The 15,531-nt window shown below is 68.3% G+C and carries 15 protein-coding genes and 1 riboswitch; of the genes, 9 read left to right on the top strand and 6 right to left on the bottom strand.

Going from position 1 to position 15,531, the window contains the following annotated elements; genetic code table 11:
- Positions 1 to 2 precede the first annotated feature (2 nt).
- Positions 3 to 1,469, bottom strand: a complete 1,467-nt coding sequence (locus tag ACTT2I_RS00775) for a sensor histidine kinase (protein WP_421100254.1) — start codon at positions 1,467 to 1,469, stop codon at positions 3 to 5.
- A complete protein-coding gene (locus tag ACTT2I_RS00770; RefSeq protein WP_088432030.1) occupies positions 1,466 to 2,188 on the bottom strand; it encodes a response regulator transcription factor in 723 nt (240 codons plus the stop codon). Before ACTT2I_RS00770 ends, ACTT2I_RS00775 begins: the two co-directional genes overlap by 4 nt.
- A gap of 145 nt (positions 2,189 to 2,333) precedes the next feature.
- Here ACTT2I_RS00770 and msrB point away from each other — a divergent pair, with 145 nt between their 5' ends.
- From msrB to ACTT2I_RS00750, 4 genes are all read left to right on the top strand, one after another.
- Positions 2,334 to 2,840 (top strand): peptide-methionine (R)-S-oxide reductase MsrB, encoded by a 507-nt coding sequence (msrB, locus tag ACTT2I_RS00765; protein WP_088432029.1) that lies wholly within the window; start codon positions 2,334 to 2,336, stop codon positions 2,838 to 2,840.
- A gap of 36 nt (positions 2,841 to 2,876) precedes the next feature.
- Positions 2,877 to 4,637, top strand: a complete 1,761-nt coding sequence (locus ACTT2I_RS00760; protein ID WP_293979645.1) for a cytochrome c biogenesis protein DipZ — start codon at positions 2,877 to 2,879, stop codon at positions 4,635 to 4,637.
- 11 nt (positions 4,638 to 4,648) lie between these two features.
- Positions 4,649 to 5,392 carry a peptide-methionine (S)-S-oxide reductase MsrA gene (gene msrA / locus ACTT2I_RS00755; RefSeq protein WP_421100255.1) on the top strand — a complete coding sequence of 248 codons (744 nt, stop codon included), beginning with the start codon at positions 4,649 to 4,651 and terminating at the stop codon, positions 5,390 to 5,392.
- Positions 5,393 to 5,545: 153 nt separating this feature from the next.
- Positions 5,546 to 6,976, top strand: a complete 1,431-nt coding sequence (locus ACTT2I_RS00750) for an aminotransferase-like domain-containing protein (RefSeq protein ID WP_421100256.1) — start codon at positions 5,546 to 5,548, stop codon at positions 6,974 to 6,976.
- Between the two features lie 3 nt (positions 6,977 to 6,979).
- On the opposite strand, the gene bioD is transcribed toward ACTT2I_RS00750, so the two are convergent.
- On the bottom strand, positions 6,980 to 7,663 hold the full coding sequence (gene bioD / locus ACTT2I_RS00745; RefSeq protein ID WP_421100257.1) for a dethiobiotin synthase: 684 nt from the start codon (positions 7,661 to 7,663) through the stop codon (positions 6,980 to 6,982).
- Between the two features lie 118 nt (positions 7,664 to 7,781).
- On the opposite strand from bioD, the gene ACTT2I_RS00740 reads away from it, so the two are divergent.
- Positions 7,782 to 8,264, top strand: a complete 483-nt coding sequence (locus ACTT2I_RS00740; RefSeq protein ID WP_088432024.1) for a GAF domain-containing protein — start codon at positions 7,782 to 7,784, stop codon at positions 8,262 to 8,264.
- Complete coding sequence (locus tag ACTT2I_RS00735) at positions 8,261 to 8,632, top strand: TfoX/Sxy family protein (protein ID WP_421100258.1); 372 nt, start codon at positions 8,261 to 8,263, stop codon at positions 8,630 to 8,632. The genes ACTT2I_RS00740 and ACTT2I_RS00735 overlap by 4 nt, the downstream gene beginning before the upstream one ends.
- A 37-nt stretch (positions 8,633 to 8,669) precedes the next feature.
- Here the strand turns inward: ACTT2I_RS00735 and ACTT2I_RS00730 are convergent, their stop codons facing one another.
- Positions 8,670 to 9,248, bottom strand: coding sequence for a histidine phosphatase family protein (locus ACTT2I_RS00730; RefSeq protein ID WP_088432022.1), 579 nt, complete (start codon positions 9,246 to 9,248; stop codon positions 8,670 to 8,672).
- Positions 9,249 to 9,400: 152 nt separating this feature from the next.
- Positions 9,401 to 9,632, top strand: a riboswitch (cobalamin riboswitch).
- Positions 9,633 to 9,756: 124 nt separating this feature from the next.
- On the opposite strand from ACTT2I_RS00730, the gene btuB reads away from it, so the two are divergent.
- Entirely contained in the window at positions 9,757 to 11,598 is a 1,842-nt protein-coding gene (gene btuB / locus ACTT2I_RS00725) for a TonB-dependent vitamin B12 receptor (protein ID WP_421100259.1), read from the top strand.
- A 154-nt stretch (positions 11,599 to 11,752) separates the two neighbouring features.
- Here the strand turns inward: btuB and gph are convergent, their stop codons facing one another.
- Positions 11,753 to 12,403 carry a phosphoglycolate phosphatase gene (gene gph / locus ACTT2I_RS00720; RefSeq protein ID WP_421100260.1) on the bottom strand — a complete coding sequence of 217 codons (651 nt, stop codon included), beginning with the start codon at positions 12,401 to 12,403 and terminating at the stop codon, positions 11,753 to 11,755.
- 185 nt (positions 12,404 to 12,588) lie between these two features.
- On the bottom strand, positions 12,589 to 13,491 hold the full coding sequence (locus ACTT2I_RS00715) for a LysR family transcriptional regulator (protein WP_421100261.1): 903 nt from the start codon (positions 13,489 to 13,491) through the stop codon (positions 12,589 to 12,591).
- Positions 13,492 to 13,587: 96 nt separating this feature from the next.
- Between ACTT2I_RS00715 and ACTT2I_RS00710 the strand changes: the two genes are divergently transcribed.
- The gene (locus tag ACTT2I_RS00710; protein WP_088432018.1) at positions 13,588 to 14,226 is read left to right on the top strand and encodes an NAD(P)-dependent oxidoreductase; all 639 of its coding nucleotides are present in this window, start codon (positions 13,588 to 13,590) and stop codon (positions 14,224 to 14,226) included.
- A gap of 117 nt (positions 14,227 to 14,343) precedes the next feature.
- Positions 14,344 to 15,258, top strand: a complete 915-nt coding sequence (locus tag ACTT2I_RS00705; protein ID WP_421100262.1) for an MBL fold metallo-hydrolase — start codon at positions 14,344 to 14,346, stop codon at positions 15,256 to 15,258.
- Positions 15,259 to 15,531: the final 273 nt, after the last annotated feature.

Below are 15,531 nucleotides of genomic sequence, written 5' to 3'. Positions count from 1 at the left end.
GCTCAGCGCGCGGCCGGCAGCGAGAACACGAACAACGCGCCTTCCCGGCTCTCCAGCAGGCGGATGTCACGCCCGTGCAGCTGCAGGATGCGATGCACGATCAGCAGGCCCAGCCCACCACTGTCCGGCCGCTGGCTGCCCAGCGCAGGCATCGCGGTGAACAAGCTGTCGCGTCGCTCCGGCGCGATACCGGGGCCGCTGTCGGCCACGCTGATCTGCACCTCGCCGTCGCCCGCGCGCAGCGTCACCGTGACGTGGCCGCCTTCAGGCGTATGCCGGATCGCGTTGTCCAGCAGATTGGTCAGCACCCGCTCGATCAAGCCCAGATCCGCCACCACCGGCGGCAACCCGGGCGCGATATCGGCGCTCAGCGACTGCCGGCGCGACTGGGCCGCCAACTCGAATTTCTGGAATACATCCTGGACCAGATCCGGCAGCGAGAACGCCTGGCGGTCCAGCACGACACCGCCGTGCTCGAGCCGGGCCAGCTCGAACAACGCCTGGGCGAGGCGACCGACCTTGTGGCTCTGCAAGAGCGCGATCGAGAGATAGCGCTGGCGCTCGTCGGCGCTCAGTGTGGCGTCCTTCAGCGCCAGCGTCTCCAGATAGCCGTGCAGCGAGGACAGCGGGGTGCGCAGGTCGTGGGAAATATTGGCGACCAGCTCGCGGCGCTGCAGATCCTGCTGCCGCAGCTGCTGCCACTGCTCGCCCAGGCGCTGGGCCATGTGCCCGAAGCTGTGCTGCAGGATGGCCAGCTCGTCACGCTCGCCGGGGCGCAGCGGGGCCGGCGGCGGCGCGGCATCGGGTGTGGCCGTGTCGACATCGAAGGACTGGATGCGCCGCGTCAGCTGGCGCAGCGGGCGGGTCACCCAGCGGAACGCGACCAGGCCGGCCAGCAGCCCTACCACCGCAACGATGGCCAAGGACCACAGCGTGGTGCGCAATGTGCTGTTGGCGGCGATGTTGGCCGCCAGTGCTTCGCGCTGCTCACCGACCAGCACCACGTAGATGTAGCCGGCCTGATGGCCCTGCACCCACAGCGGGGCCGCGTTGAATACCTTGCGGCCGGTCGTGCTGCGCGGGTCGTCGCCGAGGATCGGCAACGGCTCGTCACGCAGCAGCGCCTGCACCGGCGCCAGATCGACCCGGCTGCGCTTGAGATGACCGTCCGGTGCGTCATGGCCGAGGATGCGGCCCTGGTCATCGAGCAGATACACCTCCACGCTCGGGTTGACCGCCATCAGCTTGCCGAACAGCGCGCGCACTTCGCCGTTGCGCATGCCACGGCCATCCATCAGTTCGCCACTGCGTGCGATGTGTTCGGCCAACCCGCGCGACAGGCGCTGCACGGTTTCCTGCTCATGCACGGTGGTGCTGCGCATCTGGATCCAGACCAACGCGCCACAGCACAGCAGCAGCAGCGCGAAGAACACGGCGGACAGGCGCTGGGACAGCGTGAGCCGGATCATGCGCCGCCCCCCTCGTTGCCATCGACCAGTTTGTAGCCGCGGCCCCAGACCGTCTGGATGCGCTGCGGATTGGCCGCGTCGCGTTCGATCTTGTTGCGCAGCCGGTTGATGTGGGTGTTGACGGTATGTTCGTAGCCGTCGTGCTGGTAGCCCCAGACCTGGTTGAGCAGGTCCATGCGCGAATACACCTGGCCCGGATGACGGGCGAAGAAGTACAGCAGATCGAACTCGCGCGGGGTCAGTTCCAGCGGCCGTCCCTCCACCGCCGCCGTGCGTGCGACCGGGTCGATGCGCAGCCCGGCCACCTCGGTTTCACCGGCATCGATGCGCGCGTTCTGCGCCATCGCTTCCACCCGGCGCAGCAGCGCTTTCACGCGGGCCACCAGTTCCAGCATCGAGAAGGGTTTGGCCAGGTAATCATCCGCGCCCAGCTCCAGGCCGAGGATGCGATGCACTTCGCTGGCGCGCGCACTGGTAATGATGATCGGGGTATAGCGCGTCATCGCCCGGGCGCGCTTGCAGATCTCCAGGCCGTCCACGCCGGGCAGCATGAGGTCCAGCACCAGCGCGCTCCATGGCTGCCCCTCGAGCAGGGCCAGGCCCTCATCGCCGGTGGCGGCATGGGTGACCTCATAGCCCTCATCGCGCAGGTGCATGCGCAGCAGGTTGGCGATGTGGACATCGTCTTCGACGATCAGGACACGCTTGGCGCTGCTCATCGGCTCGGGAGGCGGCAGGAGGGCATGGCGCATTGTCGACGGATCACGGCCTGAATGTGTCACGGAAAATTTAACCCTGCGTGAGGATTCGTTGACCGGGCCGGGCGCAGCATGGCCGCATCGTCCCCCTGCCCGGAGATCGGCCATGCGTTACACACGTCGCAATGTGCTTGGAATGGGTGGCATGGCGGCCGCCGCCGGCCTGTTCGGTCTGACCGCCTGCAGCGGCCCGGCCCCGGCAGCCCCTGCCGCGCCCGTGCGCCAGTTCGAGGTGATGCGCAGCGATGCGCAGTGGCGGGAGCAGCTGACGCCGGCCCAGTACAGCGTGCTGCGCCGGCAGAGCACCGAGCGGCCGTTCAGCAGCCCGCTCAACAAGGAGCATCGGCGCGGCACCTTCACCTGCGCCGGCTGCGCGCTGCCGCTGTTCTCCTCCTCCACCAAGTTCGACAGCGGCACCGGTTGGCCCAGTTTCTGGGCGCCGCTGCACGATGCCGTCGGTGAAGACCGCGACACCACATTAGGCATGGTCCGGGTCGAAGCGCATTGCCGGCGCTGCGGGGGCCATCTGGGCCACGTGTTCGATGACGGCCCCCGCCCGACCGGACTGCGTTATTGCATGAACGGCGTGGCCATGAATTTCGTCGCGGCCTGAGCGCTGCACTTCCCTGCGTCATAGAAGGACCTCTCCATGCTTCTGCTCGTGCTGGCCTACCTCGGTGGCGTGCTCACCATCCTCAGCCCCTGCATCCTGCCGGTGCTGCCGTTCGTGTTCGCGCGGTCCGACCGCCCCTTCCTGCGCAGTGGGCTGCCGCTGCTGATCGGCATGGCGCTGATGTTTGCCGTGGTCGCCAGCCTGGCTGCGGTGAGCAGCCAATGGGTCGCCCAGGCCAACCAGATCGGGCGCTGGATCGCGCTGGTGGTGATGGCAGTGTTTGCGCTGGCGCTGCTGTGGCCGGCGCTGGCCGACCGCCTGCTGTCGCCCTTCCAGCGCCTCGGCGCGCGGCTGAGTGCCTCGGCCGACGCGGCCAGTGACGCCGGCCGTGGGGGCGTGGGCACCTCGCTGCTGATCGGCATCGCCACCGGCCTGCTGTGGGCACCCTGCGCGGGCCCGATCCTCGGCCTGATCCTCACCGGCGCGGCGTTGCAGGGTGCCAGTGTCGGCACCAGCGGGCTGCTGCTGGCGTATGCGCTGGGTGCGGCCACCTCGCTGGCGCTGGCGATCTGGATCGGCGGACGCGTGTTCGCTGCGCTCAAGCGTCGCCTCGGCGTGGGCGAGTGGGTGCGTCGCGGGCTCGGCATCGCCGCGCTGCTGGCGGTGGTCGCCATCGCGATGGGCTGGGACACCGGCGTGCTGACCCGGCTCTCCACGGTCAGCACCGCCAGGCTGGAACAGGGCCTGCTCGACGTGCTGCCGGCCCAACCGCCCGCGGCGGGTACCGCGATGACCAGTGCCGCGGCAAACACACCCGGTCAGCCGCTGCCGGTGGAAGGCACCCTGCCCTCGCTGGCGGGCGCCACCGGCTGGCTCAACAGCCCGCCGCTGGATGCGCAGGCGCTGCGCGGCAAGGTGGTGCTGGTCGATTTCTGGACCTACTCCTGCATCAACTGCCTGCGTGCCATGCCTTACGTGAGTGAGTGGGCCCAGCGCTACCGCGACCACGGGCTGGTGGTGATCGGCGTGCACGCGCCGGAGTTCGCGTTCGAGCGAAGCCTGGCCAACGTGCAGCGCGCGGTAAAGGATCTGAAGGTCACCTACCCGGTCGCGATCGATAACGACTACGCGATCTGGCGCGGCTTCAACAACAAGTACTGGCCGGCGCACTACTTCATCGACGCGCAGGGCCGGATCCGCGCGCATCACTTCGGCGAAGGCAACTATGCGCAGTCCGAGCAGATCATCCGCCAGCTGCTGCGTGAGGCCGGCAACACGCTGCCCGGTGACGATGCACCGGTGGCAATGACGCTGGAGGGCGTGGCCCGCCAGGCCGACATGGACAACCTCAAATCGCCGGAGACCTACCTGGGCCATGCGCGGGCCGAGAACTTCGCCTCGCCCGGTGGCCAGCGCCAGGATCAGCCCGCCGACTACACCGTGCCTGCCACGCTGCAGCACAACCAGTGGGCGCTGGCCGGGCGTTGGACCGTGGGCAACGAAGCTGCCCGGCTGGAAACGGGCGGCGGCCGCATCGCCTTCCGTTTCCATGCGCGCGACCTGCACCTGGTGATGGCCCCGGGCGAAGAGGGCAAGCCGGTCCGGTTCCGCGTGCGCATCGATGGGCAGGCGCCGGGCGCGGCGGCCGGTGGAGATGTTTCCGCCGACGGCGATGGCCACGTCGATGAGAACCGCCTGTATCAGCTGATCCGCCAGTCCGGCGCCGTGCAGGAGCGCACCTTCGAGATCGAGTTCCTCGATCCGGGCGTGCGCGCTTACGCCTTTACGTTTGGTTGAGGAGCTATCGCATGAAGATCGCGTTCGACAAACTCGTTGCCGGCGGCATCGCCGTCGCCATCGCCGCACTCACTGCCAGCGTGGTGGTTGGCCTGGATCGGCCTGCACAGGCCGCAGCCGCTGCGCCGAGCGCGTTGGTGCCGGCGCCCACAGGCAAGGCGGACCTGCACCAACCCGGCGTGAAGCGCGCCCAGGTGGTGTTCGCCGGCGGTTGCTTCTGGGGCGTGCAGGGGGTGTTCCAGCACATCAAGGGCGTAGACAGCGCACTGTCCGGCTATATCGGCGGCAGCGCGGCGAACGCCACCTACCCGCGCGTCGGCAGCGGCAGCACCGGCCATGCCGAGGCCGTGCAGGTCACCTACGACCCCTCGCAGGTGAGCTACGGCCAATTGATGCAGGTGTTCTTCTCGGTGGCGCACGATCCGACCCAGCTCAACCGGCAGGGCCCGGACCGCGGCACGCAGTACCGCTCTGCCGTGTATGCCAACGACGCGGCCCAACGCGATGCCACCCGCGCCTATATCGCCCAGTTGCAACAGGCCAGGGCCTACGCCGCGCCGGTGGTCACCCAGGTGGACGGCGGCAAGCCGTTCTTCGCCGCCGAGGGCTACCACCAGAACTACCTCACGCTGCATCCGGAATCGCTGTACATCCGCATCAACGACCTGCCCAAGGTGGCCGCGCTGAAGCAGCAGTACCCGGCGCTGTACCGCGAGCAGCCGCGCCTGGTCAGCACCACGATATCGGCCCGCTGAGTACGCTGAAAAACAAGAAAAAACGCACGGCACACATCGCCCTGCCGTGCGCGAGGGAAGTCGGGACGCGCATGGTAGGCTGGCGCCAGGCGCGGATACAGATGCAGATGGCTGGCATCCGCACGGTTACAGATCCCGTGGATGCAGCTGCCGATGGCGACCAACCTTTACCAGTCCCTGGCCGATGAGATGGCCGATGCGATCCGCAGCGGACGCTTGCCGGTCGGCACCCGGTTGCCGTCGCTGCGCGGGCTGGCGACGCAACGCAATCTCAGCCTCAACACGGTGATCGCGGCCTATCGGCAGCTGGAGGATGCCGGGCTGGTGTTGCCGCGACCCAAGGCCGGCTTCGTGGTCAGCCCGCGCCTGCCCGAACCCACGCAGTCACTGCGGCAGGCACCGTCGCCGCCGACCGCCCCCGCCCAGCAGGCGATGATGGCGCGCGTGCTGGCCGCGCAGCAGCAGCCGGGTATCGTCGACCTGGCCTTCGCCGGCCCGCGCGGCAAGCGTTTCTACCCCGGTGCGCAGCTGGCCCGCAGTACCGCGCAGGTGCTGCGTCGTGCCGCTACCACGGTGGAGACCTACGCCCGCCCGAACGGCGCCGCGCGGCTGCTGACCCAGATCGTGCAACGTGGGCCGCGGCTGGGGCTGCACACCACGGTGGATCGGCTGGTGCTCACCCATGGCGCGATGGAGGCCCTCCAGTTGGCACTGCGCGTGGTGACAACACCTGGCGATGCGGTCGCGATCGAAGCGCCCTCCTACTTCAACATCTACCCGCTGCTGCGCAGCCTGGGCCTGCGCGCGATCGAACTGCCGACCCATCCGCGCGACGGGCTCGATCTGGATGCGCTGGAAGCCCTGCTCGAGACCGGCGGCATCGCCGCGATCATGGCCATGCCGACGGTGCACAATCCGCTCGGCAGCAGCATGCCGGTGCCGAACAAGCAGCGCCTTGCCGCACTGGTGAACCACTACCAGGTGCCCTTGATCGAAGATGCGGTGTACGCCGAACTGCAGTTCAAGGAGCCACTGGAGCCGTTGGCCAAGAGCTTCGACCGCGATGGCTGGATCATGGTCTGCAGCGGGTTCTCCAAAACGCTCGCCCCGGATTACCGCATCGGCTGGCTCGACGGGGGCCGTTTCGCCGCCGATATCCAACTGCTCAAGTTCCATTCCTCCGGCGCCGAATCACGCCTGCTCGGCGATGCGGTGGCGGCGTTCCTGGAGGCGGGCAACTACGAGCACCATCTGCGTGGGCTGCGCCGGCTCTACAGCGACCAGGTCAGCCACGTGCGTGGCCTGATCGCCCAGCACTTCCCCCCGGGCACCTCGGCCACCCAGCCCACCGGCGGCTTCCTGCTGTGGGTGGAGCTGCCTGCCGCGATCGATACCGGGGAACTGTTCGAGCAGGCCTTGGCCGAGGGCGTCGTGTTCATGCCCGGCCAGGTGTACTCGCGCGGCGCACGGTACCGGCACTGCCTGCGCCTGTCGTGCTGCCAGGAACTGGACGAGCGCTTCGTCGGCGCGATCGCCACGGTGGGGCGGCTCGCCGCCGCACTGCAGGCACGCGCAGAGCGCTGACGCTCAGAACACCAGGCGATCGGCCAGGCTGGCCGGGTCCGCGCCGGGCGCATACGGCAGGCGCCCCCAGCACGGCATCGGCAACCGCGCCTTGAGCAGTGCGACGTTCTCATCGCGGCGCGCCATCGCCGGGTCCACCTCATTGGCGATCCAGCCGACGCAGCGCGCGCCACCGGCGGCGATCGCCTCGGCGGTCAGCCGCGCATGGTTGAGGCAGCCCAGCCGCAGCCCAACCACCATCACCACCGGCAGTTCCAGCGCCTGCACCAGATCACGCTGGTCCAGCGTGGCCGACAGCGGTGCCAGCCAACCGCCGACACCTTCGACCACCACCGTGTCCGCGCTGGCGCGCAGGCGCGCGAAGGCCGCTTCGATCGGCGCCAATGACAGCTGCACGCCCGCCTCGGCAGCGGCGATCTCCGGGGCCAGTGGCTGCTCCAGGGCAAACGGGTTGAGGTCGTCGTACGCCGGCGCCGGCAGGCTGGCCGCCAGCAGGGCGGTGGCATCCTCGTTGCGCAGGCCCTCGGGGGTACGCTCGCATCCACTGGCGACCGGCTTCATGCCCACCGAGGTGCCGCCGTGCCGACGCAGGGCATGCAACAGCACACAGCTGCTGAAGGTCTTGCCGATGCCGGTATCGGTACCGGTAACGAACAGAGCGGCAGGGCGCGGCGCAGGCAGGGACATGGGGACCACCGGGAGCGGAAACGCGCCATTATCCGCCTCCCGGCCGCGTTGCGATGCGGTCCGCTGCGTTCCGCCGGGCCCCGGCGCAGGCGGACGTTCGGCTTGGTAGACTGCGGCCATGTTCGATACCTCCACGCTCACCGGCAGCAAGCCGGAACAGTACGGCCAGCTGCTGGCCCAGGCCCGCGCCCTGGTGCACGGCGAGCGCGACCGCATCGCCAATGCGGCCAACCTGTCGGCGCTGGTCTACCACGCCCTGCCGCACCTGAACTGGGTCGGTTTCTACTTCTTCGATGGCAAGGAGCTGGTCGTCGGCCCGTTCCAGGGCCTGCCCGCCTGCGTGCGGATTCCGCTCGACAAGGGCGTGTGTGGCGCCGCCGCCTCGCAGCGGGTGACCCAGCGCATCGAAGACGTCGATGCGTTCCCCGGTCACATCGCCTGCGACTCGGCCTCGCGCTCGGAACTGGTCGTGCCGCTGGTCCACAACGGTGATCTGGTCGGCGTGTTCGATCTGGACAGCCCGTCGCTGGCCCGCTTCGATGCCGAGGACCAGGCCGGCCTGGAAGCAATCGCCGCCGTGTTCGTCGAGGCACTGGGATGAGTGCCGCCAAGCTGCGCAACATCGGCCCGAAGAGTGCAGCATGGCTGCGTCAGGTCGGTCTGCGTACGCCGGAAGACCTGGTGGCCGTCGGGGCCGTCGGGGCCTTCGTCAAGGTGCGCCGCGCCGGCTTCAAACCGAGCTTGAACCTGCTGTATTCGCTGGAAGGCGCGCTGCAGGACTGCCACTGGCAGGAACTGCCGGAAGCACGCCGCACCGTGCTGGTGGCCGAGTACGAAGCGATCATCGCCGACCAGCCGCTGAAGAAGGCGCCGCCCGCCTCCGGCCCGGTCTACGACCGCACGGTCGAGCATCGTGATGATGACGGCGACGACGCACCGCCGTTCGATATCGACGACGAGCATCGCTGATCCGCAGGTACCGACACACCGTCGGTACCTGCGCGCTTCATACCTGCTGCAGTTCCAGCAGCTCGCCCCACAGGTGATCGTCCTCGCGCTCCACGCGCAGGCGCAGCCGCGTGCCATGATCGATGCGCAGCGCCCAGCACATTGCCATCGGCAGCCCGCATACCTGGGACAGCACCATCCGCAGCGCGCCGCCATGGCTGACGATCAGGGTGGAGACCGGCTCGGGTTCATCCAGCAGCCGATGCAGTCCACGCGCGATGCGGCGCTCGAAGTGGCCCCAGCTTTCGCCATGCGGCGGCGGGTTGGCGTGCGGGTCCAGATGAAAGGCCGACAGCGCATCCATCGGCAGCGCCTCCAGCGCGGCACCGTCCCAGTCGCCGAAATCCAGCTCTTCCCATTCCTCATCGGTCGCCACGGCCAGCCCGAGCGGCGCGGCCAGCGCCTCGGCGGTGACCACGGCGCGTTGCCGCGGCGAGCACAGCACCCGCTGCCAGGACAGCCCTGCGTAGCGCGCACACAGTGCGTCGGTCGCGCCCTCCTGCAGCGGCGGATCGGTGCGGCCATCGAGATGATCGTCGCGGCCGGTGCTGGCATGGCGGATCAGATCGAGGATCACGCCAGGCCCCCTCTGCTGCCCGCTGCAGCCGGCCAGTGCGGGTCACGGGCGTCGGCGCCGGGGTGCTGCAACCACGTTGGGGTCATGGGGATCACATCGAAAAAGCGAGGCGCATTCTAACCGGCGCGCGCCACCGGCCCGGCCGATGGCTTAGACTGCGCCCACTTTCAGGTGACCCGGGGCTGCAATGCCGCCAGGTTGAAACGGGAAGCCGGTGACGCGTCAGGCCTTGTGCCATGCCGCCACTCCGGCGCTGCCCCCGCAACGGTAAGCGAGGAAACACCAGGCAACACGCCACTGTGCTCCGGCATGGGAAGGCGCCTGGCACGATGGCACCCCCATCGACCCGCGAGCCCGGAGACCGGCCTGGAAGACGACTGGTTGCGATGCGGCGGGCATGGCGGCGGCAAGCAGGCGCCTGCGTGCGCCCGCCCACCGTCGAACACCCCTGCAGCGCGATCATCCCCACCCCTTGCCGCGCGGGCGTGCGCGGTGCATGGAGTCATCGATGAAGCTGCAAACCCGCGTTCTTTCCCTGGCTGTGCTCTCGGCCCTGCCCCTGCTGGCGTCCGCCCAGGACCAGGCCACCGCACTGGACCAGGTGCTGGTCACCGCCACCCGTACCCCGATCGCCCTGCAGGACAGCATCTCGCCGGCGCAGGTGATCGACCGCGCCGAGATCGAGCGCAGCCAGGCACCCTCGCTGCAGGATCTGCTGCGCGGCCGGGCCGGCATCAACCTCAACAACAGCGGCGGCCTGGGCAAGCAGAGCTCGCTGTTCCTGCGCGGCACCAACTCGGCCCACGCCCTGGTGCTGATCGACGGCGTGCGCATCAACACCGGCGACCTCGGCCTGGCCATGATCCAGGACCTGCCGCTGGCGCAGATCGAGCGCATCGAGATCGTGCGTGGCCCGCAGTCCAGCCTGTACGGTGCCGACGCGATCGGTGGCGTGATCCAGATCTTCACCCGCCGCAATGCCGGCCAGTTCGCGCCACACCTGCAGCTCGGCGGCGGCAGCAACGGCCTGCGCGAAGCCAGCGGCGGCTTCGGTGGCAGTGGCGCGCGTGGCTGGTTCGGCACCGACATCGCCTACCAGCACACCGACGGCATCAACGCCTGCCGCGGCTCGGTCTCGCCGTTCGCCGGCTGCGGCGCCAATGAGCCCGACCGCGATGGCTACCGCAACCTGTCCATGAGCCTGCGCGGCGGCTACGCCCTGACCGACACGCTGAGCCTGGAAGGCACCGCGCTGCGCGCCGAAGGCGAGAACCACTACGACGGCTACTACAACTACTCCGAGACCCTGCAGCAGGTGCTCGGTGGCAAGCTGCGCTACACCCCCAGCGAGCGCTTCAACCTGACCGTCAATGTCGGCCGTGCCGACAACGAATCGGACAACTTCAACGGTGATACCTGGCTGGGCAACGCGCAGACCCACCGCGACAGCGCCTCGGTGCAGGCCGATATCGGCATCGCCGAGGGCCAGCTGCTGAGCGCCGGCGTGGACTGGAGCCAGGACAACCTGGATGGCAGCAGTGCCGGGTATCTGGTCGACAGCCGCGACAACACCGGCGTGTTCGTGCAGTACCAGGGCCGCTTCGGCGCGCACCACCTGCAGGCCAGCGTGCGCAACGACGACAACGAACAGTTCGGCAACCACACCACCGGCAGCCTCGGCTGGGGCCTGGAGCTGGGCAGCGCGTTCCGCCTCAACGCCAGCTACGGCACTGCGTTCAAGGCCCCGACCTTCAGCGATCTCTACGACCCGTGGAGCGGCGTGCCGACCCTGGATCCGGAAAAGTCCAAGAGCGCGAATGTCGGCATCACCCAGCAGGGTGATGGCTGGCGCTGGGGCCTGGATGTGTACGAAACGCGCATCGATGACCTGATCACCTATGACGCGACCACCTTCATGATGTCGCAGGTCGAGAAGGCCCGCATCCGCGGCGCCGAACTGACCGGTGCGATCACCGTGGCCGGGTTCGACCTCAATGCACAGCTCAGCCACACCGATCCGCGCAACCGCACCGACGGCAGCGCGCAGTTCGACAACTGGCTGGCCCGCCGCGCTCAGAACACCGCGCGCCTGGACGTCGATCGCCGCTTCGGTGCCTTCCGCGCCGGCATCACCGCCAACGGCGCCGGCAAGCGGTACGACGATGCGGCCAATACGGTGCGCCTGGGTGGCTACGGCACCGTGGACCTGCGACTGGAATACGCACTGACCCGCGACTGGTCCGTGCTGGGCCGGGTCAGCAACGTCTTTGATCGCGACTACGAAACGGTGGCCTGGTACAACCAGCCGGGCCGCGAGTACCGCCTGAGCGTGCGTTACCAGCCGAAATAAGGGATCTGGACGGCGGCCACGCCGCCGTCCCACCCTCGTTAGGTGCCGACCGTTGGTCGGCACAATCATTGAACCTGGTAGCTGCCGACCGTTGGTCGGCACACCCATCATCCTCGGTAGCTGCCGACCGTTGGTCGGCAGACGCCCTGACGCGTTACAGCGCCAACAATCCCCGCAGATCATCCACCACGGCAACGGCCTGAACGTTGTCCAGATCCAGCCCGCGCGGATAGCCGTAGCGCACCAGCGCCACCGGCATCCCGGCATCCACGGCAGCGCGGTAATCGGTGATCGAATCGCCCACCATCAAGGCGTCTTCGACGGCCACCTCGAAGTGCGCGGCGATATGCCGCAACGGCGCACCACTGGGCTTGCGCTCCGGCAGCGAATCTCCACCCAGCACCAACGCAAACTGATCCTGCAGCCCGAAATGCTGCAGCAACGGTGCCACCAGCGTGGACGGCTTGTTGGTGCAGATCGCGAGCGTCACCGAACGCGCGCGCAATGCCGCCAACGTCTCGCTCACACCATCGAACAGACGCGGGCTGCGCAACAGGCACGCCTCGTAGTGCCGCATGAACCCCGGCATCACCTTATCCAGATCGATATCACTGGCGGCTGCGGTAAACGCCTGCTCGACCAGCCGACGCACGCCATCACCGATCCATGTCAGCACCGTCGCTTCCGGCACGCGTGGCAACTGCCAATCTTCCAGCGTGCGGTTGAGCGCCTCGGCGATATCGGCCGCGCTGTCCACCAGCGTGCCATCCAGATCGAACACCACCAACGGGTACGGGTAAGACAAGGCAATGCTCACTTCAACAGCAGGGAAGCGCCATTGTACGGAGGTGCGTGTGTGATGCCGATGCACGCCCGGGTAGAGCCGACCGTTGATCGGCTGCACGCGCCCGCTGCGGTTGCGCGGCGTGCTGATGCGAGGTTGGCTAGTCTGGTGCAGCCGACCAACGGTCGGCTCTACCGGCGCCGCGTTTACAGCTGCGCCAGGAATTCCGGGCTGGCAAAACGCTCCACCAGGAAATCCAGGAAGCTGCGCATGATCGTCGGCAGCTGCCGACGCGACGCGTATACCGCGTGGATGCCCAGGCCTTCCACGTCGTAATCCGGCAGCACTTCGATCAGTTCGCCACTGCGCAGCAACGGGGCGATCTGGTACGTCGGCAACATTGCGATACCCGCACCGGCGCGCACCGCTTCGAGCAGCAGCGACGCCTCATTGGCGCTGATGTTGCCGCCCACCGCCACCGCGATCTTCCGCCCCTCGCGTTGCAGATGCCACACGCTCTTGCCGACGTAGTGGTGGGTCAGGCAGTTGTGCGCGGCCAGCGCATCGGCGGTGGTCGGTGTACCGCGCTCGGCCAGGTACGCCGGGGCTGCGCACAGTACCGAACGGCACGGCGCCAACGGCCGCGCAATCAGGCTGGGATCGATCGCGCGCGAGATGCGCACGGCGATGTCCACGCGCTCCTCCACCAGATTGACCACGCGGTCCACCAGCAGCAGTTCCACGCGTGTGAGCGGGTGCCGTTTGACGAACGCCGCCACCGCTGCCGCCAGATGGATCTGCCCGAACGAGACACTCGCGGTGACCCGCAGCAGCCCGTGCGGCTCGGGGTTGTCGGTAGCCAGCTCACCGCGCAGCTCATCGCTGATCGCCAGCATCTGCCGGAAGCGCAGCAGCGCGGCTTCGCCCGGGCCGGTCAGGCTGATCCGCCGCGTGGTCCGGTGCAGCAGCCGCGCGCCCAGCCAGCGCTCCACCTCGGCCAGATAGCGCGTCACCATGGCCCGCGACATCTCCAGCGCGTCGGCTGCGGCCGTCAGGCTGCCGCGCTCGGCGACCTCGACGAACACGTTCATGGCGGTCATCCGGTCCATTTGATCGATCCGTGCAACAAATTAGGCCGTTATACGCGGTTTTTCGGCCGATTCCAGAGGCATACGCTGGCCTTCCTTCCTCAACGGACCTCCCCCATGAAAATCGCGCTTGTTGGTGCCACCGGCAACATCGGCCGTGAGATCGCCCGCCAGGCCCTCGCCCGCGGCCATCAGGTCACCGCCATCGTCCGCCGCGAGACCGGCCTTCCGGCCGAATTGGACGGCGCCCAGCTGGCCGTTGCCGCGCTGGACGACACCGATGCGCTGGCCGCCGTCATCGCCGGCCACGATGTCCTGGCCAGCGCCTTCGGCCCGCGCCCGGGCGATGCCCCGAGCACGGTGACCACCACCACCGCCGCGCTGGTGGCCGCCGCACGCCAGGCCGGCGTGCCCCGCTTCATCATGGTCGGTGGCGCCGGCAGCCTGGAAGTCGCCCCCGGCGTGCAACTGGTGGACACCGAGGGCTTCCCCGACGCCTACAAGCCGGTTGCCCTCGCCGCCCGCGAGACGCTGAAGCAGCTGCGCGCCGTCGACGACCTCGACTGGACCTTCTACTCCCCCGCCGCCGAAATCGGCCCCGGCCCGCAGCGCGGTGGTTTCCGCACCCAGGCAAGGAATTTCCTGGTCGGTGCCGATGGCCACAGTCGGATCAGCTACCCCGACTACGCCGACGCCTTCATCAACGAGATCGAAACCCCGCAGTACGTGCGGCAGATCGCCACGGTTGCGTACTGACCAGGCCGCCGGTCTGGACGCAGCCGACCAACGATCGGCTCTACCGGCCCCGGTGTCATGTCGGGGCCATCCCGCCCCGGTGTGATGCCAGGGCCGCACTGCGCAGGACTTCTTGAAATGCCCAACGTTTCCCGCACCACCCTGGCCCTGGCGTTGACGCTCGGTACCGCATTCGCCGTGAGCGCACCGGCCATCAGCCACGCCGCTGCGGCCACCGCCGAAGCCCACGCGCTGCAGGTGCAGCCCTACCACCCGGGCGACAAGGCGCTGTTTTCCGTTGCGTCCACCCTGATCACCGGCCGCCACGACGCCATCCTGGTCGACGCCCAGTTCGCCGCCACCGATGCCGCCCACCTCGTCGAGCGCATCCGCGCCTCCGGCAAACGCCTGACCACCATCTACATCAGCCACGGCGACCCCGACTACTACTTCGGCCTGGCCACCCTGCAGGACGCCTTCCCCGACGCCCGCATCCTTGCCACCCCGGCCACCGTCGCCCACATCAACGCCACCCAGGCCGCCAAACTCGCGTACTGGGGCCCCCAGATGGGCGCAGGCAAACCGACCCGCATCGTCATCCCCGAACCGCTGGACGGCGACACCCTCACCCTCGAAGGCCAACCGATCAAGATCATCGGCCTCACCGGCCCCACCCCGGACCGCACCGTCCTGTGGATTCCCGCCCTGCGCACGATCCTCGGCGGCATCCCCATCGTCGCCGGCGAACACGTCTGGATGGCCGACACCCCAAGCACGCAATCGCACACGCACTGGCTGCAGACACTGGCAACCATCAAGGCCCTGAACCCCACCCGCGTCATCCCCGGCCACTACGCAGCCGATGCCACCCTGGACATCAGCGCCGTGGATTTCACCGCCAACTACATCCGCGCGTTCGACGAAGAAACCGCACGCAGCAAAGACGCCACCGCACTCATCGCCGCGATGAAAAAACGCTATCCGACCTTGGCTGGCGAGAGCTCACTGGAACTGAGCGCGAAAGTAGCCAAGGGCGAAATGCAGTGGCCGTAAAGGCGCAGAAGTAGCGCGCAGCGCGAATTTTCCATGCGCACCGACCCTGTGTCGGAGGGACGGCGCGGGTGGGGTATCGGGACCGTGTGTTGCCATGGATGGCAACACACGAGCTTACAGGGACGTACTTGCAGCGGGTCCCGCTACCCCACCCGCGTCGTCCCAAACCCTCATCACCCGAACACCAGCGCATCCCCGTTGACGTTGACGTTGACGTTGACGTTAGCGTTAGCGTTGGGGTCAACGCTGATATCGATCTTGAAAAAGGCCAAA

The sequence above is a fragment of the Stenotrophomonas sp. PUT21 genome (assembly GCF_052232875.1).
In the GTDB taxonomy this organism is placed as follows: Bacteria; Pseudomonadota; Gammaproteobacteria; order Xanthomonadales; family Xanthomonadaceae; genus Stenotrophomonas; species Stenotrophomonas maltophilia_N.
Note: the sequence above shows the minus strand (reverse complement) of the source record. Positions and strands in the feature narration are given on the sequence as shown.

Excerpts from the sequence above, each read along its gene's own strand:
- ACTT2I_RS00775 (WP_421100254.1), bottom strand. The coding sequence starts at position 1,469 with ATGATCCGGCTCACGCTGTCCCAGCGCCTGTCCGCCGTGTTCTTCGCG.
- ACTT2I_RS00770 (WP_088432030.1), bottom strand. The coding sequence starts at position 2,188 with ATGAGCAGCGCCAAGCGTGTCCTGATCGTCGAAGACGATGTCCACATC.
- msrB (WP_088432029.1), top strand. The coding sequence starts at position 2,334 with ATGCGTTACACACGTCGCAATGTGCTTGGAATGGGTGGCATGGCGGCC.
- ACTT2I_RS00760 (WP_293979645.1), top strand. The coding sequence starts at position 2,877 with ATGCTTCTGCTCGTGCTGGCCTACCTCGGTGGCGTGCTCACCATCCTC.
- msrA (WP_421100255.1), top strand. The coding sequence starts at position 4,649 with ATGAAGATCGCGTTCGACAAACTCGTTGCCGGCGGCATCGCCGTCGCC.
- ACTT2I_RS00750 (WP_421100256.1), top strand. The coding sequence starts at position 5,546 with ATGGCGACCAACCTTTACCAGTCCCTGGCCGATGAGATGGCCGATGCG.
- bioD (WP_421100257.1), bottom strand. The coding sequence starts at position 7,663 with ATGTCCCTGCCTGCGCCGCGCCCTGCCGCTCTGTTCGTTACCGGTACC.
- ACTT2I_RS00740 (WP_088432024.1), top strand. The coding sequence starts at position 7,782 with ATGTTCGATACCTCCACGCTCACCGGCAGCAAGCCGGAACAGTACGGC.
- ACTT2I_RS00735 (WP_421100258.1), top strand. The coding sequence starts at position 8,261 with ATGAGTGCCGCCAAGCTGCGCAACATCGGCCCGAAGAGTGCAGCATGG.
- btuB (WP_421100259.1), top strand. The coding sequence starts at position 9,757 with ATGAAGCTGCAAACCCGCGTTCTTTCCCTGGCTGTGCTCTCGGCCCTG.
- ACTT2I_RS00715 (WP_421100261.1), bottom strand. The coding sequence starts at position 13,491 with ATGGACCGGATGACCGCCATGAACGTGTTCGTCGAGGTCGCCGAGCGC.
- ACTT2I_RS00710 (WP_088432018.1), top strand. The coding sequence starts at position 13,588 with ATGAAAATCGCGCTTGTTGGTGCCACCGGCAACATCGGCCGTGAGATC.
- ACTT2I_RS00705 (WP_421100262.1), top strand. The coding sequence starts at position 14,344 with ATGCCCAACGTTTCCCGCACCACCCTGGCCCTGGCGTTGACGCTCGGT.